This is a genomic window from Bremerella cremea, from assembly GCF_039541315.1.
In the GTDB taxonomy this organism is placed as follows: domain Bacteria; phylum Planctomycetota; class Planctomycetia; order Pirellulales; family Pirellulaceae; genus Bremerella; species Bremerella cremea.
Genome location: NZ_BAABFZ010000004.1, coordinates 1 through 25,600, shown reverse-complemented (window position 1 = coordinate 25,600; position 25,600 = coordinate 1). Strand labels below are relative to the sequence as shown.

Annotated in this window: 22 protein-coding genes; 15 read left to right on the top strand and 7 right to left on the bottom strand. The window is 57.1% G+C overall.

What is annotated here, in order from left to right:
• Positions 1–21: 21 nt before the first annotated feature.
• Complete coding sequence (locus ABD890_RS14790; protein WP_345091019.1) at positions 22–477, top strand: EVE domain-containing protein; 456 nt, start codon at positions 22–24, stop codon at positions 475–477.
• Here ABD890_RS14790 and ABD890_RS14785 read toward each other — a convergent pair.
• Positions 474–1,469, bottom strand: coding sequence for a 2-hydroxyacid dehydrogenase (locus ABD890_RS14785; RefSeq protein ID WP_345091015.1), 996 nt, complete (start codon positions 1,467–1,469; stop codon positions 474–476). The two genes, ABD890_RS14790 and ABD890_RS14785, sit on opposite strands and share 4 nt — an antisense overlap.
• Before the next feature lie 33 nt (positions 1,470–1,502).
• Here ABD890_RS14785 and ABD890_RS14780 point away from each other — a divergent pair, with 33 nt between their 5' ends.
• The 8 genes from ABD890_RS14780 to ABD890_RS14745 all read left to right on the top strand — a co-directional run bounded on the left by ABD890_RS14780 (position 1,503) and on the right by ABD890_RS14745 (position 9,574).
• On the top strand, positions 1,503–2,120 hold the full coding sequence (locus ABD890_RS14780; RefSeq protein ID WP_345091012.1) for an HAD family hydrolase: 618 nt from the start codon (positions 1,503–1,505) through the stop codon (positions 2,118–2,120).
• Positions 2,121–2,215: 95 nt separating this feature from the next.
• Positions 2,216–3,265, top strand: a complete 1,050-nt coding sequence (locus ABD890_RS14775; protein WP_345091010.1) for a TIGR03009 domain-containing protein — start codon at positions 2,216–2,218, stop codon at positions 3,263–3,265.
• A 172-nt stretch (positions 3,266–3,437) separates the two neighbouring features.
• Positions 3,438–5,630 (top strand): NfeD family protein, encoded by a 2,193-nt coding sequence (locus ABD890_RS14770; RefSeq protein ID WP_345091004.1) that lies wholly within the window; start codon positions 3,438–3,440, stop codon positions 5,628–5,630.
• 27 nt (positions 5,631–5,657) lie between these two features.
• Complete coding sequence (locus ABD890_RS14765) at positions 5,658–6,236, top strand: NfeD family protein (protein ID WP_345091002.1); 579 nt, start codon at positions 5,658–5,660, stop codon at positions 6,234–6,236.
• A 72-nt stretch (positions 6,237–6,308) separates the two neighbouring features.
• Positions 6,309–7,370 (top strand): flotillin-like protein FloA, encoded by a 1,062-nt coding sequence (floA, locus tag ABD890_RS14760; RefSeq protein ID WP_373356508.1) that lies wholly within the window; start codon positions 6,309–6,311, stop codon positions 7,368–7,370.
• Positions 7,371–7,393: 23 nt separating this feature from the next.
• A complete protein-coding gene (locus ABD890_RS14755; protein WP_345090998.1) occupies positions 7,394–7,966 on the top strand; it encodes a hypothetical protein in 573 nt (190 codons plus the stop codon).
• Between the two features lie 96 nt (positions 7,967–8,062).
• Positions 8,063–8,980, top strand: coding sequence for an NAD(P)-dependent oxidoreductase (locus ABD890_RS14750; RefSeq protein ID WP_345090995.1), 918 nt, complete (start codon positions 8,063–8,065; stop codon positions 8,978–8,980).
• A 165-nt stretch (positions 8,981–9,145) separates the two neighbouring features.
• Positions 9,146–9,574, top strand: coding sequence for a response regulator (locus tag ABD890_RS14745; RefSeq protein ID WP_345090992.1), 429 nt, complete (start codon positions 9,146–9,148; stop codon positions 9,572–9,574).
• Between the two features lie 6 nt (positions 9,575–9,580).
• On the opposite strand, the gene ABD890_RS14740 is transcribed toward ABD890_RS14745, so the two are convergent.
• The gene (locus tag ABD890_RS14740) at positions 9,581–10,870 is read right to left on the bottom strand and encodes an outer membrane protein assembly factor BamB family protein (RefSeq protein WP_345090989.1); all 1,290 of its coding nucleotides are present in this window, start codon (positions 10,868–10,870) and stop codon (positions 9,581–9,583) included.
• 70 nt (positions 10,871–10,940) lie between these two features.
• Positions 10,941–11,615, bottom strand: a complete 675-nt coding sequence (locus ABD890_RS14735) for a TetR/AcrR family transcriptional regulator (protein WP_345090986.1) — start codon at positions 11,613–11,615, stop codon at positions 10,941–10,943.
• Positions 11,616–11,747: 132 nt separating this feature from the next.
• On the opposite strand from ABD890_RS14735, the gene ABD890_RS14730 reads away from it, so the two are divergent.
• The 4 genes from ABD890_RS14730 (at position 11,748) to ABD890_RS14715 (ending at position 18,376) form a co-directional block, all read left to right on the top strand.
• Positions 11,748–13,100 carry an efflux RND transporter periplasmic adaptor subunit gene (locus tag ABD890_RS14730; protein WP_345090984.1) on the top strand — a complete coding sequence of 451 codons (1,353 nt, stop codon included), beginning with the start codon at positions 11,748–11,750 and terminating at the stop codon, positions 13,098–13,100.
• 2 nt (positions 13,101–13,102) lie between these two features.
• Positions 13,103–16,402 carry an efflux RND transporter permease subunit gene (locus ABD890_RS14725; RefSeq protein WP_345090981.1) on the top strand — a complete coding sequence of 1,100 codons (3,300 nt, stop codon included), beginning with the start codon at positions 13,103–13,105 and terminating at the stop codon, positions 16,400–16,402.
• A gap of 71 nt (positions 16,403–16,473) precedes the next feature.
• Entirely contained in the window at positions 16,474–17,250 is a 777-nt protein-coding gene (locus ABD890_RS14720; protein WP_345090978.1) for an SDR family NAD(P)-dependent oxidoreductase, read from the top strand.
• A 157-nt stretch (positions 17,251–17,407) separates the two neighbouring features.
• Positions 17,408–18,376 (top strand): CE1 family esterase, encoded by a 969-nt coding sequence (locus ABD890_RS14715; RefSeq protein WP_345090975.1) that lies wholly within the window; start codon positions 17,408–17,410, stop codon positions 18,374–18,376.
• A gap of 92 nt (positions 18,377–18,468) precedes the next feature.
• Here ABD890_RS14715 and ABD890_RS14710 read toward each other — a convergent pair whose 3' ends face one another.
• The gene (locus ABD890_RS14710; RefSeq protein WP_345092412.1) at positions 18,469–21,804 is read right to left on the bottom strand and encodes a PVC-type heme-binding CxxCH protein; all 3,336 of its coding nucleotides are present in this window, start codon (positions 21,802–21,804) and stop codon (positions 18,469–18,471) included.
• 403 nt (positions 21,805–22,207) lie between these two features.
• On the opposite strand from ABD890_RS14710, the gene ABD890_RS14705 reads away from it, so the two are divergent.
• Together ABD890_RS14705 and ABD890_RS14700 are read left to right on the top strand one after the other, a co-directional pair.
• Positions 22,208–22,636, top strand: a complete 429-nt coding sequence (locus tag ABD890_RS14705; protein WP_345090972.1) for a hypothetical protein — start codon at positions 22,208–22,210, stop codon at positions 22,634–22,636.
• Positions 22,637–22,639: 3 nt separating this feature from the next.
• Entirely contained in the window at positions 22,640–23,236 is a 597-nt protein-coding gene (locus tag ABD890_RS14700; RefSeq protein WP_345090969.1) for a 5-formyltetrahydrofolate cyclo-ligase, read from the top strand.
• Here the strand turns inward: ABD890_RS14700 and ABD890_RS14695 are convergent.
• The 3 genes from ABD890_RS14695 to ABD890_RS14685 form a co-directional block, all read right to left on the bottom strand.
• Positions 23,233–24,144 carry a cysteine peptidase family C39 domain-containing protein gene (locus ABD890_RS14695; protein ID WP_345090966.1) on the bottom strand — a complete coding sequence of 304 codons (912 nt, stop codon included), beginning with the start codon at positions 24,142–24,144 and terminating at the stop codon, positions 23,233–23,235. The two genes, ABD890_RS14700 and ABD890_RS14695, sit on opposite strands and share 4 nt — an antisense overlap.
• A 353-nt stretch (positions 24,145–24,497) precedes the next feature.
• Complete coding sequence (gene aroH / locus ABD890_RS14690) at positions 24,498–24,923, bottom strand: chorismate mutase (protein WP_345090964.1); 426 nt, start codon at positions 24,921–24,923, stop codon at positions 24,498–24,500.
• Between the two features lie 490 nt (positions 24,924–25,413).
• The coding region (locus tag ABD890_RS14685) for a hypothetical protein (protein WP_345090961.1) at positions 25,414–25,600 on the bottom strand (187 nt) is incomplete at its 5' end.

Genomic DNA, 25,600 nt, shown 5'->3' with positions numbered 1-25,600 from the left:
ACGACGATGAAATACTGGTTAATGAAAACGGAGCCCGATTCGTACTCGATCGACGATCTGGCCAAAGAAAAGAAAAAGACGACCTTCTGGTCCGGTGTCCGCAACTACCAGGCCCGTAATTTCATGCGAGACGACATGAAAAACGGCGACCTGGTGCTGTTCTATCACTCGAACGCCGACCCACCGTCGATCGTGGGCGTGGCCGAAGTGGTGAAGGAATCGTATCCCGATTTCACCTCGTGGGATGAAAACGATCACCACTACGATCCCAAGAGCACGCCTGAAAACCCGCGTTGGTTCATGGTCGATATCAAGCTGAAGAAGAAGTTCCCCGAAGCACTCGGACGCCCGCAATTGGCAGACGTCAAAGCGTTGTCCGACATGGAACTGATGCGGAAAGGTTCGCGTCTCTCCGTTCAGCCAGTGACCAAGAAGGAATTCGATACCATCCTGAAACTGGCGAGCGTGACGCTTTAGTCCACTTTCACCTGGTTGGTTAGTGGCTGGCCGGCATCAAATTGCTTCAGGTTGTCGACGGTGACCTCGGCGATCGCTTGCAAGGCGTTCTGCGTGAAGAAGCCTTGATGGCCGGTCACCAGTACATTGGGGAAGGTCATCAGCCGGGCGAAGACATCGTCCTGGATGACCGTTTCTGATTTGTCTTCGAAGAACAGCTCGGCCTCTTCTTCGTAGACGTCGATCCCCAAGGAACCGATCTGGCCGTTCTTCAAACCTTGAATGGCGGCCCGGGTGTCGATCAAACCACCACGGCTAGTGTTGATCACCATCGCTCCTGGTTTCAACTTGGCAATCGACTCGCCGCTGATCAGATGTCGCGTTGCTGGCAGCAGCGGGCAGTGAAGCGAAATGATATCGGATTTGGCGAGAAGCTCGTCCAGCGGAACATATTGGGCCCCCAACGCGACGCAGTCGTCGGCGGGCTTCACATCGTAAGCCAGAAGGTCACAGCCGAAACCATGCATGATCCGGGCAAACAACTGCCCGATCTTGCCGGTACCGATCACCCCCACAGTCTTGCCATTGAGATCGAAGCCCAACAGGCCGCTCAACGAGAAATCTCCTTCGCGGACTCGGTTGTAAGCCTTGTGGTACTTTCGGTTCAGCGTCAGGATAAGGCCGGTGGCATGCTCGGCGACGGCATACGGACTGTACGCCGGCACGCGAGCGACCTGAATTCCCAGTTCGTGGGCCTTCGGTAAGTCGACGTTGTTGTAGCCAGCACATCGCATGGCGATCATGCGAGTCTTGCCGGCGGCCAACACTTCCAGCACATCGGCCGAGATCTCGTCGTTGACGAAGCAGCAGATCGCCTGAAAGGGATGGGCGAGCGGGGCGGTCGCCTCGGTCAGACGTGGCTCGATATAGTGCCATCGGATCTCCGAGCCTTCGGCAGCCGATTCCAGGAATTCTCGGTCGTAAGATTTGGTTCCAAAGACGGCGACATCCATTCGTTATTTACTTTCTGTTTCGCGTAGGCACCCATGACCGCACTGGCACATCTCAAAGGCATCATCTTCGACATGGACGGAACCTTAGTCGACTCCGGTCTCGATTTTGCCGCCATGCGATCAGAAATGGGGCTCAAGGCTGGCATTCCCATCTTAGAGCAATTGGTCGAGCTGCCCCAAGACGAACGACGGCACAAGGAAGAAATACTTCATCGGCACGAAATGGCAGGGGCCGATCGGGCCTCGTTGATCGATGGGGCGGATCGCCTGCTGGAAGCCCTCGCTCGGGAAGGTCGCCCCATGGCGATTGTCACGCGTAACAGTACCCCGACCACCGAGCACACGCTGAAACGGCTGGGGATCGGGCATTACTTCGACATCGTGATCTGCCGAGAGGATGGTCCCCATAAGCCTGATCCTTGGGCGATCGAAGAAATCTGTCGCCGCTGGCGGATGGAAGTGGACGAGGTGGTGATGGTGGGGGATTATCTGCTGGATCTGCTCTCGGCCCAGAATGCCGGTTGCCCCAGTGTTCTTTTCACCGAAGGCAAGCCGCCCGAGGATGTGGAAGGGGCTGATATCGCGACGCACATCGCAACCCATTTTGACCAGCTATACCAGTTGCTAGCCCCAGTGGAAGATTCGATCTAGGTCCCTTGCTGGCGATTTGTTACGATCCGGGCTCGTATCTCCAAAGGCTGGCTCCACCAGCCCTCATTGGTCCCCCTCGTAAGCGGAAATCCTCGATGAAGAATGGACTCTTCCTCGCGGCGTGCATGGTCTTCGCAGGCCTGGTCAGCAACGTCGGCTTCGCCCAAGCTCCGAACAACTACGGTCAGCCTCTTGGCTTGGCTCAGAATGGCCAGCAGCCCCAAGCTCAGCCACAGCCTGGCATGGTGGTTGGTGCCGCAGGTGCCGGTCAGCCTCAGATGATGCCGGCTCCGTTCCAGATCAACGCCCAGGAAGAACAATACATCGATGGAATCCTGGCCTACTGGGAATTCCGCAGCAGTAAGGTTCATCACTACGAAGCCAACTTCAAACGTTGGGAATACGACTCGGTCTTTGGTCCGCCGAACAAAGACACCTTCAAAAGCATCAGCGAAGGGGTCGTGAAGTACGAAAAGCCAGACAAAGGCTTGTTCCAGGTCACTTCGATCAAGCATTACGCCGCCCCGAAAGATGGCCAGCCAGCCGATTACGTCCTGCGTCCAGCGGAAGTGAACGAGCACTGGGTGTGCGATGGCAAGTCGATCTTCGAGTTCGATGTGCCTGCCAAGCAACTCAAGATCTGGCCGATCCCACCAGAACAGCAAGGCCAGGCGATCACCAACGGTCCGCTGCCATTCCTGTTCGGTGCCAAGAAGGACGAAATCAAGTCGCGGTTCTACCTGCGAGTTTCACCTCACCAGACCAACAATCCAAACGAATACTGGCTGGAAGCCTGGCCAAAGCGTGCCCAAGACGCGGCCGACTATCGCTACATTTCGATTTTGATCGACCGAGCCGAGTTCCTGCCGTTCGCCATCGAAGTGTTCGACCGGAACTACAACCCAGACGCTCAGCCGCCGAACATGCCGAACTACTCGCGTACCGTTTACATGTTCGACAATCGTAAGACTTACGAAGAAGGTGGAATTTCGGACAATCTGCGTCAGATGTTCTCGCGATCGTTCTACCAGCCTCAACTACCCAGTGGCTGGCAACGTGTCGTTCAGCAGACTGGTGGCGGCATGGCACAGCCCGGCCAGGTCCCAGCCAACGCGGTCCGTCCAGGCCAAGGAATGCCTCGCTAGTCGGTATTCCGCCTAAACCGCCTCGATTCGCTTAATATCCACCTTCTCGGTTCTTTCATGAATCGGGACGGTGGATTTTCTTTTGCCCCCATTCGCTACGCGCTATAATTCAGTGACTCGAAAATATCGACGCGTTACCATGCGTTCGTTTCCCACGTAGATAGGTCCCTGAATGTTGAGAGCTCGCGGCACCTGGATCTGGCGAGCAGAGGCCATTCTGCTGGCGATTCTCGCTTTTCTTTACCCCTCGGTGGGGCTGTCTCAGCAAGACGGCGCACCGGCTGCGGGAGAGGTCCAGGCCAACGAAGCCGCCCCGAAGCTAACTGGCGTCCGTCTTCGAGTACCGTTGCCCATCAAGGGGACGGTCGATACGGACGTCAAGCAAAGCCTGCAAAAGCTCCTCTCGCGGCTGACTGACAAAGATCCTCGTCCGGTCGTCATTCTGGAACTGGAAGGCAAGCCGAACGGCCAGACGCGCGGCAGCGAGTTTGAACGCAGCCTGGCGTTGGCCCGCTTTCTGACCTCGAAGGAAGCCACCCGCCTGAAGACGGTCGCCTTCCTGAAAGGCCCGATCGAAGGACACGCAGTCCTGATCCCTCTGGCGTGCGAACAGATTGTGATGCACCCCGATGCCCAGCTCGGCAATGCCGGCGTCGACGAGCCGATCATTTCCGACACCATGCGACGGGCCTATCAAGAGATCGCCGGCTTCCGGGGAGTCCTTCCGCCAGAACTCGCGCTCGGCATGCTCGACCCGGCGCTCGAGATCTATCGCGTCAACGGTCGCCGCTTCGTCGATGGCACCGAGTACGCCCGCATGAAGGCGGATGGTGAAGTCGCCACTTCCGACAAACTGAATGCCCAAGGTCAGCTTCTGCTGCTGACGGCCAATCAGTTGCGGCAAGACTTGCAGTTGATCAGCCATGTGACCGAGGACACCCGGCAACTCGCTACGCTGCTGGGGATTCCTGAAAACCAACTGACGCAAGACATCGCCTTGGATCGTGAATGGAAGGCGGCCCAATTCCGAATGGATGGCGAGATCTCCAACCGAATGGTTCAGCGGACCGCCCTCTCGATTCAAGATGCCGTCAGTCAAGGCACGAACTTCGTACTGATCGACCTGAAGTCGCCTGGCGGTGATCCGGTTGCCTGCGAGAACATGATCAACTTCCTGCTGGGCCTGCCCGACTCGGTTCATACCGTGGCCTTGATCACCGACGAAGCGACCTCGAACGCCTCATTGATCGCCATGGCCTGCGACGAGATCGCCATCGCTCCCAACGCTTCGCTCGGGGGCACCGGCAGCTACGCTTACACCGATCAAGGACGTCGCGACCTCGAAAAATACTTGGCGAAGATCTCGCCAGAAGCAGGCCGATCGTGGTCGGTCTGGGGAGCGATGAACGATCCGAACCTAGAAGTGTTCCGCTACCAACGTCCCGGAACGACGCTGACCAAATACCTGAGTGTCGCTGAGGCTGAAAAACTGCCCAATGCCGATCAATGGCAGCAAGGGGAGCTCATCACCCAAGCAGGTGTTCCCTTGCAACTGACCGGCAAGCAAGCGCTCGACTGGAGCATTGCTGACTCCGACGCTTCCAGCATTACCGACATCACGCGCAGGTATGGCCTGCCGGACGAACTGGAAGAACCGAAGCAGAACTGGGCTCATCAATTCGTCGAGATCCTGGCGAGTCCGAGCCTCGCGTTCTTCTGCTTATTCATTGGCGTGATTGCGATGATCAGCGAGTTCAAGGCACCGGGCATTGGTGTCCCTGGGTTCGTGGCCGCTCTGTGCTTTGGCTTGTTCTTCTGGAGCCGCTTTCTCAACGGAACCGCAGGCTGGCTGGAAGCAATGCTATTTGTCGGCGGGATCGTCTTCATCTTGATGGAAGTGCTCGTCCTGCCCGGCTTCGGCATCTTTGGACTCGGGGGCGGATTGATGGTGATCACGGCGGTCGTCCTGGCGATGCAGACTTTCATTTGGCCGACCACCGATTACGAACTGGAACAAGTTCCGTATTCGCTGGCGAGCATCCTGGTGCTGTTCTCCGCGTTCATAGCGGCGTTAGTCTTTGCGAAACATATTCTGCCGAGAACGCCTTACCTGAACGAATCGATTCTGGAAGCCCCTGACGAAGAGACCATGGAAGAAATTCGACGACGTGAAACGATCGTCGATTTGACGCACTTGATCGGAACCACTGGTCAGGCCGTGACGATGCTTCGACCTGGCGGGAAAGCTAAGATCGGGCACGAGATCGTCAACGTGACCTCCGATGGCGACGTCATCCAGCCTGGCGACAAGGTGGAAGTTGTCGAAGTCCGCGGCAACTACGCGATTGTGCGCCGTAAAACCTAACGACCAGGAACCCAACAGGGAGCGACCATGTCACCTGAAATGATCGCCGTGCTGCTGCTTCTGGCCGGCTTTGGACTTTTATTCCTCGAGATCTTATTGCCAACCGCTGGGGTCCTGGGCTTTCTGGCGGCAGTCATGCTGATCAGTTCAGTCACCTATGGCTTCATGAAGTGCAGTTTCGGCATGGGGACGGCCTTGCTGGTCATTGCGGTTGGGATCGTTCCGTTTGTGATTGCCCTGGCGGTGAAGGTTTGGCCACACACGCCAATTGGAAAGATGATTTTGCTCGACTCTGCCACCGATGAAATTGCTCATTCCAATAAGAATGCCCTGATTGAACTCGTGGGCCGCCAAGGGATCGCGCAAAGTCGCTTGCTGCCTGGGGGCGTCGCCGAGATCGATGGTCGCCGCTGGGACGTCGTGATCATCGGGCCTGTCGCGGATCAGGGTGATTTGATCGAAGTCGTGGAAGTTGAAGGGAACCGAATTATGGTTTCCCGAGTCGACGACGACGCGGCCGAGCCAGAGAAACCAGTCGTCGAAGAGCCAACCGAGTCGCTATCCTCCCGCAACGATGCGATCTTCGAAGACGACCCCTTTGCTTGACTTTCGCGGTCAGAATGGCATAACAAGTGACTGATATCCGACCTCACGCCCCTCGGTAGATTGACCCACACGATGCACATCCTCGAAAACATGCCACTTATGGCCGGCTGGTGGAACAACGTGATCATCTTCGGGCTGCTCGCGCTCGGGCTGTTCATGTTGCTGATGATCGGCATCATGGCGTTTTATTTCCGGCTTTGGATCCAGTCGATCTGGACCGGTGCCGGGATCACGATCCTCGATCTGATCGGGATGTCGTTCCGAAACGTGAATGCCAAGATGATCGTTCGCGGCAAGATCATGGCCGTTCAAGCTGGCCTGGGCGATTCGTCCGGAATCACCAGCAAAGCACTCGAAGCCCACTATCTGGCTGGGGGCAATGTGCCGCAGGTCATCAAAGCGATGATCGCCGCCAACAAAGCGAAGACAATTCAGCTCACCTTCCGCGAAGCCACCGCCATCGATCTCGCCGGTCGCGATGTGCTGGAAGCGGTTCAAACGAGCGTCTATCCGAAGGTGATTGACTGCCCGCCTCGCAACGCGAAGAAGACTTCGCTCGATGCGATGGCGAAGAATGGTATCCAGTTGAAGGTGAAGGCACGCGTTACCGTTCGGGCCAACCTGCAGAAGCTGATCGGTGGTGCCACCGAAGAAACCATTATTGGTCGCGTTGGTGAAGGGATCGTCAGTGCGATCGGTTCAGCGGCGACCCACTCAGAAGTGCTCGAAAACCCGGACATGATTTCTCGCGCGGTGCTTTCGCGACGCCTCGATGCCAACACGGCCTTCGAGATTGTTTCGATCGACATCGCCGACATCGACGTGGGCGAAAACATTGGTGCTCGCTTGCAGGCCGATCAAGCGGAAGCTGATACCCAGGTCGCGCGAGCTCGTGCGGAAGGTCGCCGAGCGATGGCCGTTGCGGAAGAACGCGAGAACCTGGCCGAGATCGAGAATGCTCGCTCGATGCTGGTCGATGCCGAAGCGGAAGTCCCCAAGGCAATCGCCGAAGCCTTCCAGACCGGTCGTTTGAGCATCATGGACTACTACTCGCTGCGAAACGTCCAGGCCGACACGGACATGCGAAAGTCGATCGCCATATCGAGCGGCGGTTCGACGAACTCGAATAAGTAAACACCACATACCGGGATCCGATTGTGGGATTTTGGAATCTGATAGCCGAAGCGAACGCGATCGAACTGCTGATTCGAATCGGCATCGTCGTGCTGTTTATCTTCGGACCTTATCTCTTGAAGTTTCTAGGAGGACAAGCCGTGCAGGACGACCGAGGGAACCCCGGACGACGTAAGCGCGAACCTCAGTCCGATCTGGAACGCGAGATCGCCGATTTTCTCGCTCAAAGCCGCGGTGGCGGTTCACCGGCCTATGCTCCGGCGACTTCCGCTGACGATGAAGACGAAGACATTGTCCCGGCCCAGACAGCTCACGAATCGTTACGCGATCACCACCTGGAGTCGACGCTGGAAAGCCCAGCCACGCCGCCGACTACTCCCGCGAAGCCTGCGTCCACCAGCGACCAGCCTTATCACGTGCACGAGTCGGAAGAAGCAAACACACCTGAAATCTTTAGCTACGACGAATCCGACGCGAAGCCATCCGGTCAGAACGCCGCGGCCTCGATCGCCGCCATGTTCCGCGATCCGGCTCAGGTCCGCAACGCGTTCATCTTGGGTGAAATCATGGCTCGCCCCAAAATTCCGCGTCGCTAACGCCGGCAACCAGATCGCGGCGTTCCTTCTATTTATTCGCGGGTTGTTTCGAGCGGATCGATCTCGCGGTTCTCCCTTTGCATGAAAGATCACACCATGGCAGCCCCCACGATTGTTCCCGGAAAAACCAAGATCGGCTGGATTGGTACCGGCGTCATGGGCAGCAGCATGTGTGGCCATTTGATCGAGAAAGGCTTCGCGGCCACGGTCTACAATCGGACCCAAGCGAAAGCTCAAGGCTTACTCGACAAGGGAGCCACATGGGCCGACACCCCGAAGCAAGTGGCTGAGGCCAGCGAGGTTGTCTTCACCATCGTTGGTTTCCCGTCCGATGTCCGCGAAGTGATCCTGGGGGAAGAGGGTGTCCTGGCCGGCAGCAAGCCTGGCAACGTGATCGTCGACATGACCACCAGCGAGCCGTCGCTGGCGATCGAGATCGCCGAGACAGCCGGCCAAAAAGAAGTGTTCAGCATCGACGCGCCCGTTTCCGGCGGCGACATTGGCGCGAAGGAAGCTCGGCTGTCGATCATGATTGGCGGCGACGAAGCAATGGTTTCCGCGCTGCAACCTTGCTGGGAAGCGATGGGCAAAACGATCGTCCGTCAGGGCGGTCCCGGGGCAGGGCAGCACACCAAGATGGTCAATCAAACCTTGATCGCCACCGGCATGATCGGTGTCTGCGAAGCGCTGCTATACGGCTACAAGGCGGGCCTCGATCTGGAAACGGTCATGCAGAGCGTCGCATCCGGTGCCGCAGGAAGCTGGTCGCTCTCCAACCTGGGACCACGCATCATCAACAACAACTTCGACCCTGGCTTCTTCGTCGAGCACTTCATCAAAGACATGGGCATCGCCTTGTCGGAAGCTCGTAAGATGGGAATCGCCCTGCCAGGCCTGGCATTGGGCGAACAGCTCTACCAGGCCGTGAAAGCCCAAGGGCACGGTCGTCAGGGAACCCACGCGTTGCAATTGGCTTTAAGTCAATTGAACAACATCGACTGGACCAAGCGGTAAGCCGTTTTCGGATCAGGCCGAGTCTTCCGGTTATTCCACGCACCCCGCTACAAAACGTGGTCTTTTCGCAACCGATGCGTTTTGACAACACGCGTTTATGAGGCAGGCTTCTGGTAGCCAGATCTTTTTGTAGCCAACAGGGTGATGCGCAGGCAGGGGCCGGATATGATTGCGGATGCGATTCCCGAATTAGAGCAGTGCGCGGAAATGGAGTACCGAGGCGAGGTGCTCATCTGCGACGACGAACCTGATATTTGCGAAGCGCTTGCACACTTCGTTCAGAAGCGCGGCTTCGATCCAATCGTCACCCACAAAGGTGGCGAGTGCGTTCGTCTGGCGCTGAAACAACGCCCAGCCGCGATCTTGCTGGACGTAAATCTGCCGGACGTGTGCGGTCTGGATGTTTGCTCGCAGCTGGCCGACGACGACGAAACTAGCGAGATCCCGATCATCATCCTGAGTGCCAACGGCAACGAAGGAACGATCCGTGACATTCGCCGTAGCGGAGCTCGGTTCTATGTTCGCAAGCCATACGACCCTAACACGGTGATGACGATCCTCGAGCAAGCGATTCAAGACTCGCAGAGCTGGTAAGCTGCGTTAGTCCTCAAGACTCACGCAGACCACTTCTTCGTCATTTCGTGCCACGATGCAGCGTTCGGCATAGGCGGGAAACGCCCAGCAAACGCCATCACGCCGCGATAGTTGCTGCCGGGTTGGTGAAAGAATCTTCGTTCGCGAGATCTCGTCGAAGCCTTCCGGCGATAGTCGCGCGATGATCAGTTCGCCGCGTTCGTTGAATAAGAAGTAGCGATCCCCGTGCTTCACGAAGTGGATTGTCGCCCAGCGAGCTTTCGGCACCGCGGTCTGGTCTTCCCAGATGCGATCCCCCGTCGCGGCATCGATGCAGCGCAGTTGCCCATAGCTGTCGACGCCATAGATGTAGTTCCCGTCGAAGACCGGAGTGCTGATCGTCGAGTGCAGCCCATCGGTATCGTTCTCGGAACGGCCCGCCCGCTGCCAAAGCACTTCGTAGCCGAACTCGTCCTGCTTGATCCGCAGCATCAACGATCCATCATAAAACCCGGTAAAAAAGGCCCGATCGCCCTGAACCACCGGCGTCGCCACGCGCATCAATTCGCCACGAGGTGCCCAGGGGTACCGCCAGCGGATCTCGCCATTACGTGGGTTCAGCGCAGCGACGCTGTCAGCCGTGCACACCAGCAGCGTTGGCCGGCCGGCCTGGTCGATGATGATCGGCGATGAATAGCTGGCCCGATCGTTCAAGCTCCGCCACACTTCTTCGCCACTATCTTTATCCAGCGCGATCACGCAGGCCCCTTTCGCGCCACCAATCTGCAGAATCAGATTGTCTTTCCAGAGCAGGGGAGAGGCCGCGATGCCCCATACCGGCATCCGAATCTTGTAGTCCTTCGCCAAGTCGCGCGACCAGAGCTTCCTGCCGGTGATGGCATCGAGGCAAAACAAGTTGCCCATCGAACCGAGGGTGTAGACTTCGGAATCGTTCACCAGCGGCGTTGCCCGGGGACCGGCCGTGTAGCTGATGTTTTCGTACGCGCACTTATAGTCGAAGGTCCACAGCTTTGTGCCGGTATTCACGTCGATGCAGTGAAGGCGTTCTTTCTGCTCTGGCTCGGTCACGCGATCGGTGACATACGCATACTCATCGGCCACGGCCACGCCACTGTAACCGCCGCTCACCGGAACGGACCACTCTTGCGGAAGGCCTTTCCGCGGAAACTTGCGGACGATGCGGCGTTCGTTCCACTCGCCATTGCGATCCGGGCCCAGCCATTGCGGCCAATCGTCCGCGACTGCCGTATTGCCAAGCAGGGCTAACAGAAACCAACCAACAATCGCGCCGCGCATGAACACTCTCCCAACAGATCAGAAAGGGGCAGGGAACCAGCGAGCAGCGTGCAGCATCGGACTCGGAAAATCAACCCGAATCGGACTCACAGAAACGCTCGACCGCTGAGCTCACTACCTGAAAGATATGATCCGAGACTACTTCGACCGTGAGTTTCTGACGTTCTTCTTGAGAAATCAGCATGCCGATGATCGGGCCAGCCAACTTGTAGTGCATGCACTGACCCACCACGGTGAACCCGAACATGTGTCTTTTGCAGGTCGGAGTGTCCTCCGGAAGAAGTTCTTTCAGAATTTCATTCAGCAATTCAAAATGGGGACGAACGAACTCTTGCACGATGTTGCGTGTCGCATCGGATGGCTCAGTCATCTCGCGAAAGATCAGCAAGTGATTATGGTCGACCCGATTCTGGGCCGACATCGCCAGGGCCACCATCTGCCGGATGAAGCCCTTCAGCCGAGTCTGGGGAGGGGCTGCCGGATCATCCTCGGGGGGAATCAAGCCACTCGCGATCGCTTCGTTTCCCGCATCTTTGAACGATTGATGCCGGGCTCGATGGGCTTCGCGGACCGCTTCGATGTACAAGCCACGCTTGTCTTCGAAGTAATATTTCACGGCGTTGACGTTCACGTCCGCCTTACCGCAGATGCGGCGAACCGTTCCGTGGTCGTATCCATGCAGGGCAAATTCCTGAATGGCCGCCTCTAAAAGGCGCTGTTTCGCATCAGTGCTCGTCGAACTCATGAATTCTCTATTGTTGCGATTGAATTTTTCCGATTGGGTAGATACTATCGAGTTAAACAGGTGTTTCATTCTAAGGCAGCTAACTAATTTTGGCCACCTTTTCGGCCCTCATCTTTGCACGAGAAGTCGCTCATGTCGAAGCTTTCTAGCATCCTGGGCTTGGTTCTGAAGACGCTCATCTCCCTCTGTCTGGTGGGTGGCGGCTTTGCTGCCATTCTATTGCTGGGAGAGGCAAAGACCGAATCGGACCAACCCCCACACGAAAACATTCGCTTGGTCGAGGTCCAATCGGCCGAGTCGCACCAGTCGGGCATTACCTTCGAGGTGGACGGGGTCGTGGTTCCGTATCGAGAGATCCAACTGGCGGCGGAGGTTGCTGGCCGGGTCACCGAGAAATCGGACCAGTTGCGGATCGGCCGGGTCGTCTCTGCCGGCAAACCATTGGTCCTCCTCGATCGCCGCGACTATGAACTGGAACTAGAGCGATTGCAAGAGGACCTGGACGAGGCGGTCGGCAATATCGAGGAAATGGACGTTCAGATCGCGTCGACTTTAGGGCAGATCGAACTCGCCGAACAGAACCTGACCATCCAGACCCGGTCCGCCGACCGAATCCGTTCGCTGGTCAGCCGAAACGCCACCACCGAAGCCAGCCTCGACGAAGCTTTGCGTGCCGAACTGACTGCCAAGACTTCGCTTCAATCGCAGCGTGATCAACTGAACCTGCAGCGTGCCTCGAAGTCGCGACTGGAAAATGTCCGCGATCGCTTTAAGTCGGAAATTGCCATGGCTCAGCTCAAACTGAGCCGTACTACGATTACCTCGCCGATCGATGGGGTTGTCGTGGAAGACAACGTCGAACAGGACAGCTACGTGCAGCAAGGGACCGCCATCTGCGCGATCCGCGATACCTCGAAGCTCGAAATCAAATGCAGCCTGCAGGCTCACCAGATGAAATGGCTGTGGGAATCATCCAACGGTTCAACCGAGCAGAAGCAGCTTGGTGCCTACGAACTGCCAGAAACTCCGGTCACTGTGCGATACCAGATCGGCAACGAAACTTATTTGTGGGATGGCAAGCTGTCGCGTTACGACGGCGGCGAGATCGATCCGCAAACGCGAATGATTCCGTGTCGTGTTCAGGTAGAGAATCCACTTCAGGTTCGTCGCATTTCAGAAGATGGCAAAGTTGACCTGGTTGCCGACGTTCCGACGCTGATGGTGGGCATGTACGTGCAAGTCGACGTCCACGTGACCCCTCGTGCCCCACTGGTCGCCGTGCCGATTTCGGCCGTCTATCCAGGCAATCGTTTATGGGTTATCGATGGCGATGTCCTGCGACGCCGCCAGGTTTCGGTGGCGATGACGGAAGGATCCAACGCCCTGGTCTATGCTGGCCCTGGCCGGCTGGAACCAGGCGAAAGCGTGGTCGTTTCTCCTTTGGCCGCACCCTTTGATGGTGCCAAGGTGGAGGTGAAACAGTAACCATGCGTGGCATCGTGAAGTGGGCGATCTCGAATGCGCCCGGCATGAATATCTTGATGGTCGCGGCGATTCTCGTAGGTGCGTTTTCTCTCTGGCAGATGAAACGCGAGACGTTCCCTGACTTCGACCTCGACATGATTCTGGTCCAAGTTCCTTATCCAGGTGCGGCACCGCAGGAAGTGGAAGAAGGGATCTGCCAGAAGATCGAAGAAGCGGTTCGTTCGCTCGACGGGATCAAGAAGGTGACCTCGATCGCGGCGGAAGGTGCCGGCAGCGTGATCATCGAACTGGAAACTTCGGTTCGCAATCCGGACCGTGTTCTCGATGAAGTCCGCTCCGAAATCGACCGCATCCCCAGCTTTCCCGAAGAAGCGGAAGACCCTGAAGTCCGCAGCGTTACGAGCCGCCGGCCGGCCATTCGTGTCGGCGTGATTGGTCCGGAACAAGATACCGAAGAAGCCCAGCTTCAGCTTCGTAGCGTCGCGGAAGAAGTGCGTGACGAGATGCTGCAGTTGGATGGCGTTTCGCAAATCGACTTCATCAACGAACGCGACTACCAGATCGACGTCGAAATCGGCGAATCTGTACTACGTTCGCATGGTCTGACGCTGGGCAACGTGGCCGAAGTGATCCGCCGTGAAAACCGCGAATTGCCTGCCGGTACGATCCGTGGCGAATCGCAGGAAGTCCTGCTGCGCGGCAACAATCGCCGCACCTCGGGAGACGACCTGGCCGAGTTGCCGCTGATCAAACAGGCCGAAGGTGCCGTGCTGACCATCGGCGACCTGGGGACCGTGCGCGACGAGTTCGCCGATACGACCTCGCGGGCCTATATCGGTGGCAAGCCGGCGATGGCGATGACCGTGTCGAGAAGCTCGGACGAAGACCTGCTGAAGATGGTCGACGCGGTGAAGACCTACGTCGCCCAGAAAAAGCTGCCCAGTGGCTACGAACTGCTGACCTGGAGCGATCAATCGATCGAAGTTCGCGGGCGTTTGAACCTGCTGATCGAGAACGCCATCTACGGCTTGATGATCGTGTTCTTGCTGCTGGTGCTGTTCCTCGACCTGGAACTCGCCCTGTGGGTTTCGATGGGGATTCCGTTCTCGCTGTTCGCGGCCGGCGTCTATCTGTACGCGACCGGCGAAACAATGAACATGATCTCGATGTTCGGGTTCCTGATGGCCCTGGGCATCGTGGTCGACGACGCGATCGTTGTGGGCGAGAACATCTATGCCCATCGCCAAATGGGTAAGCCATTGGCCGACGCCGCGATCGATGGCACCACGGAAGTGATGAGCTCGGTGGCCTCGTCGACGGCGACCACCGTGATGGCGTTTCTTCCGCTGCTGTTCGTCTCGGGCATCATGGGCAAGTTCATGAAGGTGATGCCGATGGCGATTATCGCCATTCTGCTCGCGTCGCTGTTTGAATGTGTCACGATCTTGCCGTGTCACTTGTCGCACAAAAACTCGCGTCTGATGGGCATCCTGAAGTACTTGCTGTTCGTCGTTTCCTGGCTGCTGCCCGTGGTGACGTTCGCCAGCAACACGACGACGAAGATCCTCGACTGGTTCATCAAGAACGTCTACGAACCATGTCTCCACTGGGCACTGCACAATCGCATCATCATCTGCGGAGGTGGCGTGTGTGCGATTATGGTGACGATCGCCATCGTTCGCTCCGGCCTCGCACCGATCGAATTCATGCCAAAGCTCGATGGCAATACAGTTCAGGCTCAGATCTCGTTCCCAGACGGCACGCCAGAGCATGTCACCCAGGAATGGACTAAGCGGATTGAAGATGCCTTCTGGGCAGTTAACGATCGCCTTTCGCCGCCGGGCGAAAGCCTCGGCCAGGTCTCGTTCCGCACGGTCGGCGCCCAGGTCACCAGTGGTGGCCCTCCTGGGTCGTCGACTGAAGGTGCCAACGGCAGCCATGTCGGCAGTGTAGAAATTGAGCTGCAAGATACCGAAGAACGGGAAATCAGCAGCATGGAGATCGTCGAGCATTGGCGAAAAGAACTAGGCTCGGTCCCAGGCGCCGAAACGCTGACGATCAATTCGCTCGCCCTCGGTCCAGGGGCCACACCGATCGAGTTCCGTTTGCTGGCCGACGGTAAGCATATGGACGAGTTGGAAGAAGCGGTCGAGAAGACCAAGGCCCAGATGGAAATGTATTCTGGCTTGATCGACATCGCCGACGACTCAATCCCCGGTAAGTGGGAATATCGCTTCCGCGTGAAGCCGAAGGCTCAAGCCATGGGCGTCACCACGGCTGACCTGGCGGAAACCGTCCGGGCCGCATTCTATGGCCAAGAGGTCATGCGGGTGCAGCGAGGGCGTCATGAAGTCAAAATCATGGTTCGCTACCCTCAAGAGGATCGCCACCGCCTGGCTTCGTTCGACGACATCCGTATTCGCTTGAACGACGGAATTGAACGCCCGATCACCGAGCTCGCCGAAGTCGATATCGTGCGTGGCTACTCTGAAATCAACCGCGTAAAGCAAAAGCGAGCGATCAAGATCACGGCTGACATCGCGGAAGGGAAGGGGAACGAGCTGGAAATTGTCAACGGCCTGAAGACCGATTTCATTCCTAAGCTGCTGGCCGATTACCCAGCGATTAGCGTGTCGTGGGAAGGGCAAAACGAACAACGCTCGGAATCGATGGGCAGCCTTGGGTTTGGCTTCGTCGTGGCGTTGGTCGCGATGTTCCTGCTGCTGGCGTTCGAGTTCAAGTCGTACTTCCAGCCGCTGTTGATCCTGGCGATTATCCCCTTCGGTGCCATCGGTGCCGTCGCCGGTCACGCGATCATGGGGATGCCGCTCACCTTCTTCAGCATGTTTGGCCTGGTCGCTTTGACCGGGATCGTGGTGAACGACTCGATCGTGCTGGTCGATTTCATCAATCAACGTGTCCAAGCAGGACTGCCGGTCAACCAGGCTTTGCTCGAGGCTGGCACGCGGCGTTTTCGTCCGGTGCTGTTAACAACCATCACGACCGTTGGGGGCCTTCTTCCCTTGTTGATGGAGACCTCGCTGCAAGCTCAGCTGCTCATTCCGATGGCGACCAGCATTGCCTTCGGCGAGATCTTTGCGACGGTCCTGGTGTTGTTTTTGGTGCCGGTCGGGTACTCGATCAAAGTCACCATCCTCGAAACGATCGCCCCTGGTTCGTTCCACGGCGGTCACCACGATGGCGAAACCGAGGCCCCTGCCGGCGGGACACTGGTCACCACAACCACGACCGAGCAGTTCTCGGGGACAAGCGGGATGCCCGCATCCCCGTCCCACAGCTAGTTGCCTGGGGCGGATCCTGAGAGAATAACTCACGTATCGACTAACGCTTCGTTTGGTTCGGGAGTTTTCTCATGGATTTACAGCTCAAAAATAAGAATGCCCTCGTCACCGGTTCGACCAAGGGCATCGGGTATGCCATCGCCCAGGTCCTCGCGCAAGAAGGAGCCAATGTCATCGTGAATGGCCGCAGCGAAGAGTCGACCAAGAAGGCCGCCGAAGCGATCGGCCACGGTGCTCGCGGTATTGCCGCCGATGTCGGTACTGCGGAAGGTTGTGCCAAGCTGATCGCGGAAGCAGGTCAGGTCGACATTCTGGTCAACAACGCCGGCATCTTTGAACCGAAGGCATTCGTCGACATCCCGGCCGAAGACTGGCAACATTTCTACGATGTGAACGTGATGTCGGGCGTTCGTCTGACACAAGCCGTTTTCCCAGGCATGCTCGAGCGAAACTGGGGCCGCGTGCTTTTCATTTCCAGCGAAAGCGGCTTGCAAATCCCCGCCGAAATGGTTCATTACGGCATGACCAAGGCGGCGAACATCGCCTTGGTGAACGGTATCGCCCGCCTCACCAAGGGAACGCATGTCACCGTCAACGCGGTTCTGCCTGGCCCCACCGGATCGGAAGGGGTCGAGGAGTTCGTCGGCGAACTGGCCAAGGAAAACAACTTGTCCAAAGATGAGTTCGAGAAAGAGTTCTTCGCGTCGGCCCGACCGACCTCGCTGATCCAGCGATTTGCGGAAGTCGAAGAAGTGGCGAACACGGTCGCCTATTATTGCTCGCCTCTGTCGAGTGCCACCAACGGGGCGGCCATTCGCGTCGATGGCGGCGTGGTCCTGGGCACCTAAGTCAAACTTGCCCCCTATTTCCCGCGATGGTGAAGAGGGGGCTTTTTCTTGCTAGCCCGGCGTCTCCTTGGCCACAGGAAACCATCTCGGACGAAACCTTCGCCTCGGCTCTCAGGTAAGAGTGGGTAACCGATCATCAAATCTTGCGAGGGTTATTATGCTTCGTCGTCGCTGGCTGGGATGTGGGCTTCTGCTGGGAGCCTCGCTTTTCTTCTTCAACGGTCGAAACTTTCAGGCCGCCGAACTTCCGACGCCGGTCCGATCCGGGCAGTTCGAGGTAACCACTGAGTCAGGCGGGTATGAGCGGACCGCTACGATCCACATCCCTAAAGGATACAATCCGCAGTCGCCGCCTCCACTGGTGATCGCCTTGCATGGCGCCGGCGGGCAAGGCGATTCGATTCTGAACATCGACAACTGGGCGAAGAAAGCGGACGAGAAGGGCTTTATCGTGATCGCCCCGAACGGCTTGCCGGCCCGACCGCGGCTGCCGGGCAACTTCCTGAGCAATCCTTACCTGTGGAACTCGGGCCAACTGCGGGAAGGTGGCCCTCGCTCGAAAGTCGACGACGTCGCTTACATTCGCACGTTGCTGGACGAGTTGGCAAAGAAAGTCCCTTACGACGAATCCAAGGTGTTCGCCACCGGACACAGTAATGGAGGCGGGATGACCTTTCGCCTGGGTGCTGAAATGGCGGATCGCTTAGCGGCAATCGGTACAGTGGCGGGAACCGTTTCGGTCGACAATCCGCAGCCAGCCAAGTCACTTCCATCGCTCTTTATCCTTGGCCTCGAAGATCCACTGCTGCCGTACAAAGGTGGCGAGTCGACGCTACCTTGGGGGACTCGTACCACGCCGCCGATCGCGGGCTTGATGGCCAAATGGGCGACGGCAATTCAATGCCAGACCGAGCCGCAAACGATTGCGGAAGACGACGCCATTCAGAAGGTTCGATACCCGTCGAAGAACGGCGGACCGGAACTGACCGTGCTGTACCTGAAGGGACATGGGCATGCCTGGCCAGGGACCTCACGCAATGTTCCTTCGCGACTGACCGGTCCGAACACCAGCAAGCTGAACGCGACCGACGAAATCTGGAGCTTCTTCGAGGCAAGCACCAAGTAACGATCCCGCTGCGCAAGGGAAAGGGGCACGACGACCTAGTGATAGTCGTGCCCCTCGTTTACATAGCTTCGATTAAATTCGGGGCGACGAGCTTACTCGTGACCGGCCGACTCGCCTTTCTTCAGGCTGGCCAGAAATTCGATCAAGTCGCGAAGCTCCGATTTGCTGAGATGCTTGTAAACATCTTCCGGCATCGGGCTCTTGGCACTCTTGCGACCTTCGATGTCATCTTGAGGAATCGTGATCAGCTTGCCATCGGCATCGACCAGGTTGACCGCTTCGTCCGTTTCTTCCTTCAGCACGCCAGAGTACGTCTGACCATCGACGGTCAACACCAGGATTGACTCGAAACCTTCCGCGATCTTGGCATTCGGCTGCACGACAGCTTCCAGCAGATACTCGCGAGGTTTGGTCTGTCCCAGTGCATCGAGTTCTGGACCAACGCGACCACCGGTCCCCATGGCCCGGTGACAACGCACACACGAGGTCTCCGTCTTCTCGAAGAACACTTTCTTGCCCTTCTCGAAGTTGCCGCCAGAAAGGGCGACGCGGTACTCGGCCAATGGGTCGGACGGATCAAGCGATAAGCGGTACTTCTCGAGCAGCGAGGCGATCTCGGCCGAATCCTTGAAGGCGGTCGCCGCTTCCAAGGCATCCAGGCGAGTATCTTCCGGCAAGCTGCCATCGATCAGCTTTTCCATGGCGGAAGCAACAATCGCTTCCGAGCCTTTCGGCTTGCTCTCGGCGAGGGCTGCCAGGGCTCGTTGACGTTCGATTGTCGAGTCAGCGGCGACACCATCTTTCAGCGTCGCGGCAGCTTCCGACGGAGCCAGCTTGGCCATCTGATCTCGCGCGGCGGCTCGGACCAGGGCCTGATCCGATTTCAAAGCTTCTTCCACAACCGGCTTCGCCTTGTTGGCATCGACACGCACCAAGGCTGCGATGGCATCGGCTCGCGTTTCGGCCGATTGCTTCGGATCGCTGGCCAAGCCCATCAAAACCGGAGCGACCTGCTTGATACCGAACGTCGCGGCCAGCTTGGCCGCCTTGTTGCGAACGTTCTCGTCGGTGGTCAGCAACTTCGGCAAGGCTGCCGCCAACGCTTCGCGGGCAGGGCGTTGATCTCGTTCTTCCAGCGGGCGATAGAAGTTGATCACGCGATCGAGTTGGCCCGGCTTGTCCCATGCTTCGAGCATCGCCAAGGCTTCCAAACGCATCGCTTCCGGCGCATCGCTACGAGCGGCAAAACGTGCCAAGGCTTCCGCGTTTTCAGGATCACCCAAACGGAAGTTGGCGTTCAGCACACGTCGCAGCATGGCGTCGTTCTTCCAGCCCGAGTCGATCAGGCGAGCGACTTGAGGCATGGCGTTTTCCATCGGAAGATCATGAATCGCACGAACGGCTTCCAAGACGATCAGTTCGTTACCATCGTTCAGGAAACGCACCACGGTTGGGCTTTCCAGGCGACGCAGAGCGACTACTGCTGCCAGACGCACGCTTGGCGAAGGATGGTTCGCCAGGTCGGCCAACGACTGGATACTTCGCATCCCGGCCATCGCCATGATGCCACCATGCCGCAGCACCGGATCTTCGTCGGCATTGGCTGCCAGGATTTCGGCCACGCGATCGATCACTTGATTAGGATCGCCATGCGGGCCTGCGTTGCCCAAGGCGGTCATCGCAAAGTACTGTACGCGAGGATTGTCGTCTTCCAGCAAGCGAGGCAGACCGTAGATAACTCGCAACTCACCCAGCACCCGTCCGACCTGGGCACGCACTTCAGGATCTTCGTCTTTCACCAGTTGAGTCGAAAGCATCTCGACTGTCTTAACGCGTTCGGCAATCTTCGAGTCCTTCTCGGCAATCTGACCGATGCCCCAGATCGCATGCAGGCGAGCCAACTGAGGCTGCTCGGTATCCTTCGCGACTGATTCCAGAACATCCAGCTTCTTGGCAGCCGCCAAGGCAAACTGAGCCTTCATGCGGATGCGTCGATCCGGGTGGCCCAAAAATGCCTTCAATTCGTCGTCCGACTTCTTGCTGAAATCGGAAGGCATCAACGCTTTGACCTCAGCGATCAGCTTGGCGTCTTCCGGATTCTTCTTCGTCAGACGATAGATGCGTCCTTTGTTCAGACCGGTCCAACCATCGACCCAGTCGCTGATGTACATGGCACCGTCCGGTCCGAAATCGACGTCGGTGACCAACATCTTCCAAACGAATTGTTCGGAGTCGACCAGTTCGTAAGTAGCTCCCTTCTGCTTCATCTTGAACGTACGGATACCGCTGTTGGCAGGTCCGCCGCGGAAGTCACACAGGAAGAAGGTGCCGTCGTATTCTTTGCCAAAGCCAGTGCCTGGGTAGTGCACCAAACCACTTGGACCGTCCGAAATGTTGATGATCGGTGGAACGATGTAGGCGGCCTGACCTTCGTGATAAGGATGCCACAGCTTCTCGCGATTCCAGGGACCACGATCGCTGAGATATTGATACGCCATGTTCCAACCGGTGTGACCGCCTTTCACCAGGTAAGCCCAACGAGCCTGGTCGCCACTGTCGGAATTGTTATCGCACGTGAATAGGTTGCCGTAGTCGTCGAAGGCCAACTCTTGCGGATTTCGCAGACCAGTGCAGAACACTTCCAGGTCCGAACCGTTCGGGTTGCAACGAAAAACCGCACCGGAACCTGGGTCTTTCAGACGCGTTCCGTTGACTTCAATGTTGTAGCCACGGTCGCCGATGCTGAAGTAAATCTTGCCGTCCGGCCCCAGCGTCAGACCATGCAGGTCATGCCCACGAAACGCGAACCGCACGCCATAGCCTTCGCTCAGCGAGACCTTCTCGTCAGCGACGCCGTCGTTGTTGGTATCGGTCAGCTTCCAGACGTTCGGAATGTTGGTGTAGTAAACGCTGCCATCCAAGGCCAACACGCCAGCACCAGTCCCTTCGACAACGTCGTTGTAGCCGGACGAGAAGACCGTATCTTGGTCTGCCTTGCCATCGCCATCGGTATCGACCAGCATTCGGATTCGGTCGTCGTGCTGGGTGTACTTCTGTGCGGCCTCTGGATGATGCTTCAAGATATAGGCCCGACGATCTTCCACGCTTTGCGCGGCCAGGTCATCGACCAGCCAATAGTTATGATTGCGATTGTCTTCGACCCCCTGACCTTGGCGATACGTTTCGGCGACGTACACACGGCCGAAATCGTCGAGGCAGAAAGCGACGGGATTGGCCATCATCGGTTCGGCCGCGAAGAGGGTCATCTCGAACCCTTCCGGCACCTTAAAGCCAGCGATGGCCTTTTCTCCTTCGTCCGAAGCAGGGGCCAATTGCGGAACCTCGGGTTCTGGTACCTCGCCCCACACGTTCCCAACCGGAATGGTCAGCAAGCCAAGCATCAACAGTTTATGGGCAGCGCAAGTCACGATCTTCAAGGTCAACTTCCTTCGGATGGGTCGATTGGAGGAGTTTGCCAGACAACACGGGGCTTGGAACCAGATCTTTTCCCGTGAAATCCGGGCGAGGGGGGATGAGATAGGGAAATGGTTCGCTATTCGCAGTAAACTTTTAAGGGTAGTCCGTTTTACCGAGATTCACAAGATTCGGCGAATCTGTTGTTCCACCTCTGATTCCAGGCCCCCCGACAAGCTCATGGTTGAGGAAAGCCCCCGTATAAGCGTTGTTTGCAGCGTCTGTGGTGAAGAACTCATAGGTGCGGTCAATCGATGCTGGAAATGCGGTACCAGTTTCTCGAAGACCAGAAATCAGAATGGAGGCCGGATAACCCCCAGGCCCAGCGCCACCAAACATTCCACCGGTCTTCCTCCGGTGCGAAGATCACCAGTTCTGGTCGAGTATTTGCGACTGTCGCCAATGGTCGACGATCAGCCGGTGATGGCAGCGATTGTCGAAGAGGATGCTGTAGAAATAGCTTCTACCAAGACATCATCCACTTCCGCCCCCACAAAAGCGAAGGCCGTTCCCAGCAACTTCTCGATCGACTATCCCCAGGTCGGAAGCATTTGCCTGGCACTGCTTACCGGGCTGGTGTCGTACTTCACGATCGCCGGAGCCTTCCTGGCGGTTGCCGCTGTCACGCTGCAGATCTTCCTTTTGAATCGACAACAGTCGAAACTACGCTGGGCTGGCTTTGTGCTCGCCATCTTGGCGGCGCTGGTCGCTTTGACCCGGCTGGTCGCGACGATTTTCGAGTGGACGACTGCCATGCATCTCGACACATTTCTTTTCGGATCGTAGATCTTGATCGAGCCCCCTCCTGGCCAATCGCCGAAAGCATGGATCCGAGAAACGGCACTAGCCCAGCGGCGCAGCCTGACCGATCGAGCGGCGCGAAGTGCCGCCATCGCCCAGCGCGTTCTGCCAGAACTTGACCATCACCACCAAACGCCACTGGTCTATGTCGGTGTTCGCGATGAAGTGGAAACCGATTCGATCCTTGATCACACACTTCATCAGTTCGGCAACGTCGTCGTTCCTTACTGCTTGCCAGGCAACGAGCTCGGACTGTTTCGTCTGGAAGATCTGGGCGAGCTCGAGCGGGGAGCGTTCGGCATTCGAGAGCCACGAGAAGAATTGCGGGCGAATCGATTGGTCGGGCCACAAGATATCTCGCTGGCCTTGATCCCAGGCGTCGCGTTTGACCACACCGGTAATCGAATCGGTTACGGCAAAGGCTATTTCGACCGGCTGTTGATGCAGTTGCCCGACGATTGCCGCCAGATTGGCCTGGCGTTCGATTGCCAGTTATTCGCAGAGATTCCGGTGGAAACGCATGACATCCCCATGCATCAGATTATCACCGAGACGCAAACGATCGTTTGCTCGCCAGCCGATTAACGGGCAGCGAGTGTAGGGAACTTGCTCAAGGCCGAAGACTTGTTCTTGAACGCCGGTCCCTCGTAGTCTTGGACCAGCATTGCGCTGTGGCCATCCCACAATTGATGCAGCTCTTTCTCGCTCCAAAACTCGATTCCGATCTCCGGATTCGGATCGGCGATCATGTAGTAGCCCTTCACGCGACCAAGGCAGACCACCGAATGGATCTCACCAGCCTGCCATCCGGAAGGAAGCCCAGCCGCGTTACCGGTCCCTAGCCAATCTCGCTTTCCGACGCGAAGCACAACTGGACGGCCCGCCGCAGCCAACTCTTCCGCGGTCAGATAATCCATCTTCACTTTATAGGGCGAATCGGCCGTCTTCAGCTTCAAACCGCGATAAAAACCTTTCCATGAGGTCCCTTCCCGCGTGAGGCAAAGCTCGGCCATTTCCTCTTCAGTGGTAGGAATGCCATAGTGACTCAGCAGCGTCGCAGCACAGGCCGCCGTACAAGTTTGATTTGTGGTCTGGTAACAGATGCCTCGGCTATCCCACAACACATCACACTTCGGAGCGTCTCCCATCACCGGGTAAACCAGCGACCAGACACCAACGCCCAGCAATCCAGCCATCGGCACGACACGGCGCCAACCTTGGTCTCGAAGGCGATTAGAAGCAACGGCAGCCAGAACCAAGGCGGCCAAAGGATAGACATTGCTGAGGATGATCAGATTCGAGAAGGGAAGCAGCTCCGTCAGAAACAGACTCTCCCAGACAAAGGCAGTGTAAAGCCCGACGAGGATAATAGTGGCAATCGCCAACTGATTCAAAGCGGCCACAGACCAGTTCCTGGTCCAGGCTCTTGTGGCAATAAAGCCGCCAAGGCTGATCAGTCCGACAATGATGTAGCCCGCGATAACATCCTGCATACGAGCCTCCCTCCTGGTGGTCGAAGAACCACAAACGGTTGAAACGGGGATGCCTGACAGTGGGGCGACTGTCTCGTCGATCAAACGACAGATGAGTTAACGATAATAGTATCGTTAACATCTGATGAAGACCATAGACATTCAACGCCGTTCTCTTCGATAATGCGGGGTTACGAACCGTTGAACCTATCGCAATGCATCGAAAAAAACGCCTAGTGCCGAGGTGTACTACCGAAGCCATAGGACCGACGAAGAGAGAGCACGTCGGGTGCCAAACCCAGAAGCATGCTAGCGGCACGAATCCAGAACGCCGCCAGTAACTATCTATGAGATAACGAGTTAAGCCTTAACGCTTACTTCATGTGGACCATCTGCTGCTCGATCCACTGCTCAAGTTCCTGCCAATCGATCTCTGGAACCTGGCACAAATCTGGGCGAAGCCGTACCGCATCGCGGACATAGACGTGATGCACCTGGTCTTGGGGCTTGTCGGTATTCCAGTGCAGAAGAATCCGGACGCACCGAGGCAGCGAGCCTGGAACGCTGATCTCATGGGTGCAAATCAAAGGGACGTCCATCCAACCAATTTGCCGCGCGGCCAGGGCAGGAAACTCGGCGTTCAAGTCACTGGTAATCGTGAAGATGGCACTGGCCACGTCTTTCGGATCGATCCCGTTCTGGCGGATCATCAATGCCAATAACTGCCGCGTCGCCTCGAGAATCTCGTCTCGATCGTTATGGGTAACCGTCGTAGCCCCGCGAACACCTCGGCAAATCATGGCTGTCGCCTTCTTCCGTAACCTGAAAACTGAGCAGCACCCTTTGGGGAGCCGCGATCGATGTCACTACTTGAGTATGGCTCAATTTGTCCGCCGACAGTTTAGCAAAGTCGGCCTCTAAATTCTGGTGCCCCTGAAAACATACGCGGAAATGGCTGACACCCTATTGTTCTCCCCCAGGGCCGAACGATTACGTGAAGTAATACAGCATCCAAAATGCCCACCAGCCAACTGTATTACTAGGGGGCTCCACAAACGACCTTACCCTTGTGAATGGTTACGCTGCTGGGCCATGCCTCAAAGGAACTTGGTTACGCAGGGCTACCGACGCCTGAATCAAACACACTTCGGATGGCTAATTTGCCTCAGCCAGGGCCACTCTCAGACCCTCAAAACCACATCCCAAGACCCCAAAGAGAGCAATTCTGCAAAGATTCCACAACTCCGAACCCTTTACACTCACAGCACTTACAACAGATACTCACGAATTCTAAACAAAAACCCCGTTGGCCCCTTTGACGTGAGGCCAAGTTGCTATAGGATATACCGTCTCACCTGAAGGGAATGACGCCGACAGGGAGAAGCGAAAGCTTTTGATCTTTGACAATTTGGTAGTGACCTCTGTTTGAGAACGAAGGTGGTTGTGCTTTTGGAGGCCAGCTTGCTGGCTGAAGAAA

Bases quoted from the DNA above. Each gene is read 5' to 3' on its own strand.
- ABD890_RS14790 (WP_345091019.1), top strand. From the start codon at position 22: ATGAAAACGGAGCCCGATTCGTACTCGATCGACGATCTGGCCAAAGAA.
- ABD890_RS14785 (WP_345091015.1), bottom strand. From the start codon at position 1,469: ATGGATGTCGCCGTCTTTGGAACCAAATCTTACGACCGAGAATTCCTG.
- ABD890_RS14780 (WP_345091012.1), top strand. From the start codon at position 1,503: ATGACCGCACTGGCACATCTCAAAGGCATCATCTTCGACATGGACGGA.
- ABD890_RS14775 (WP_345091010.1), top strand. From the start codon at position 2,216: ATGAAGAATGGACTCTTCCTCGCGGCGTGCATGGTCTTCGCAGGCCTG.
- ABD890_RS14770 (WP_345091004.1), top strand. From the start codon at position 3,438: ATGTTGAGAGCTCGCGGCACCTGGATCTGGCGAGCAGAGGCCATTCTG.
- ABD890_RS14765 (WP_345091002.1), top strand. From the start codon at position 5,658: ATGTCACCTGAAATGATCGCCGTGCTGCTGCTTCTGGCCGGCTTTGGA.
- floA (WP_373356508.1), top strand. From the start codon at position 6,309: ATGCACATCCTCGAAAACATGCCACTTATGGCCGGCTGGTGGAACAAC.
- ABD890_RS14750 (WP_345090995.1), top strand. From the start codon at position 8,063: ATGGCAGCCCCCACGATTGTTCCCGGAAAAACCAAGATCGGCTGGATT.
- ABD890_RS14745 (WP_345090992.1), top strand. From the start codon at position 9,146: ATGATTGCGGATGCGATTCCCGAATTAGAGCAGTGCGCGGAAATGGAG.
- ABD890_RS14740 (WP_345090989.1), bottom strand. From the start codon at position 10,870: ATGCGCGGCGCGATTGTTGGTTGGTTTCTGTTAGCCCTGCTTGGCAAT.
- ABD890_RS14735 (WP_345090986.1), bottom strand. From the start codon at position 11,615: ATGAGTTCGACGAGCACTGATGCGAAACAGCGCCTTTTAGAGGCGGCC.
- ABD890_RS14730 (WP_345090984.1), top strand. From the start codon at position 11,748: ATGTCGAAGCTTTCTAGCATCCTGGGCTTGGTTCTGAAGACGCTCATC.
- ABD890_RS14725 (WP_345090981.1), top strand. From the start codon at position 13,103: ATGCGTGGCATCGTGAAGTGGGCGATCTCGAATGCGCCCGGCATGAAT.
- ABD890_RS14720 (WP_345090978.1), top strand. From the start codon at position 16,474: ATGGATTTACAGCTCAAAAATAAGAATGCCCTCGTCACCGGTTCGACC.
- ABD890_RS14715 (WP_345090975.1), top strand. From the start codon at position 17,408: ATGCTTCGTCGTCGCTGGCTGGGATGTGGGCTTCTGCTGGGAGCCTCG.
- ABD890_RS14695 (WP_345090966.1), bottom strand. From the start codon at position 24,144: ATGCAGGATGTTATCGCGGGCTACATCATTGTCGGACTGATCAGCCTT.
- aroH (WP_345090964.1), bottom strand. From the start codon at position 24,923: ATGATTTGCCGAGGTGTTCGCGGGGCTACGACGGTTACCCATAACGAT.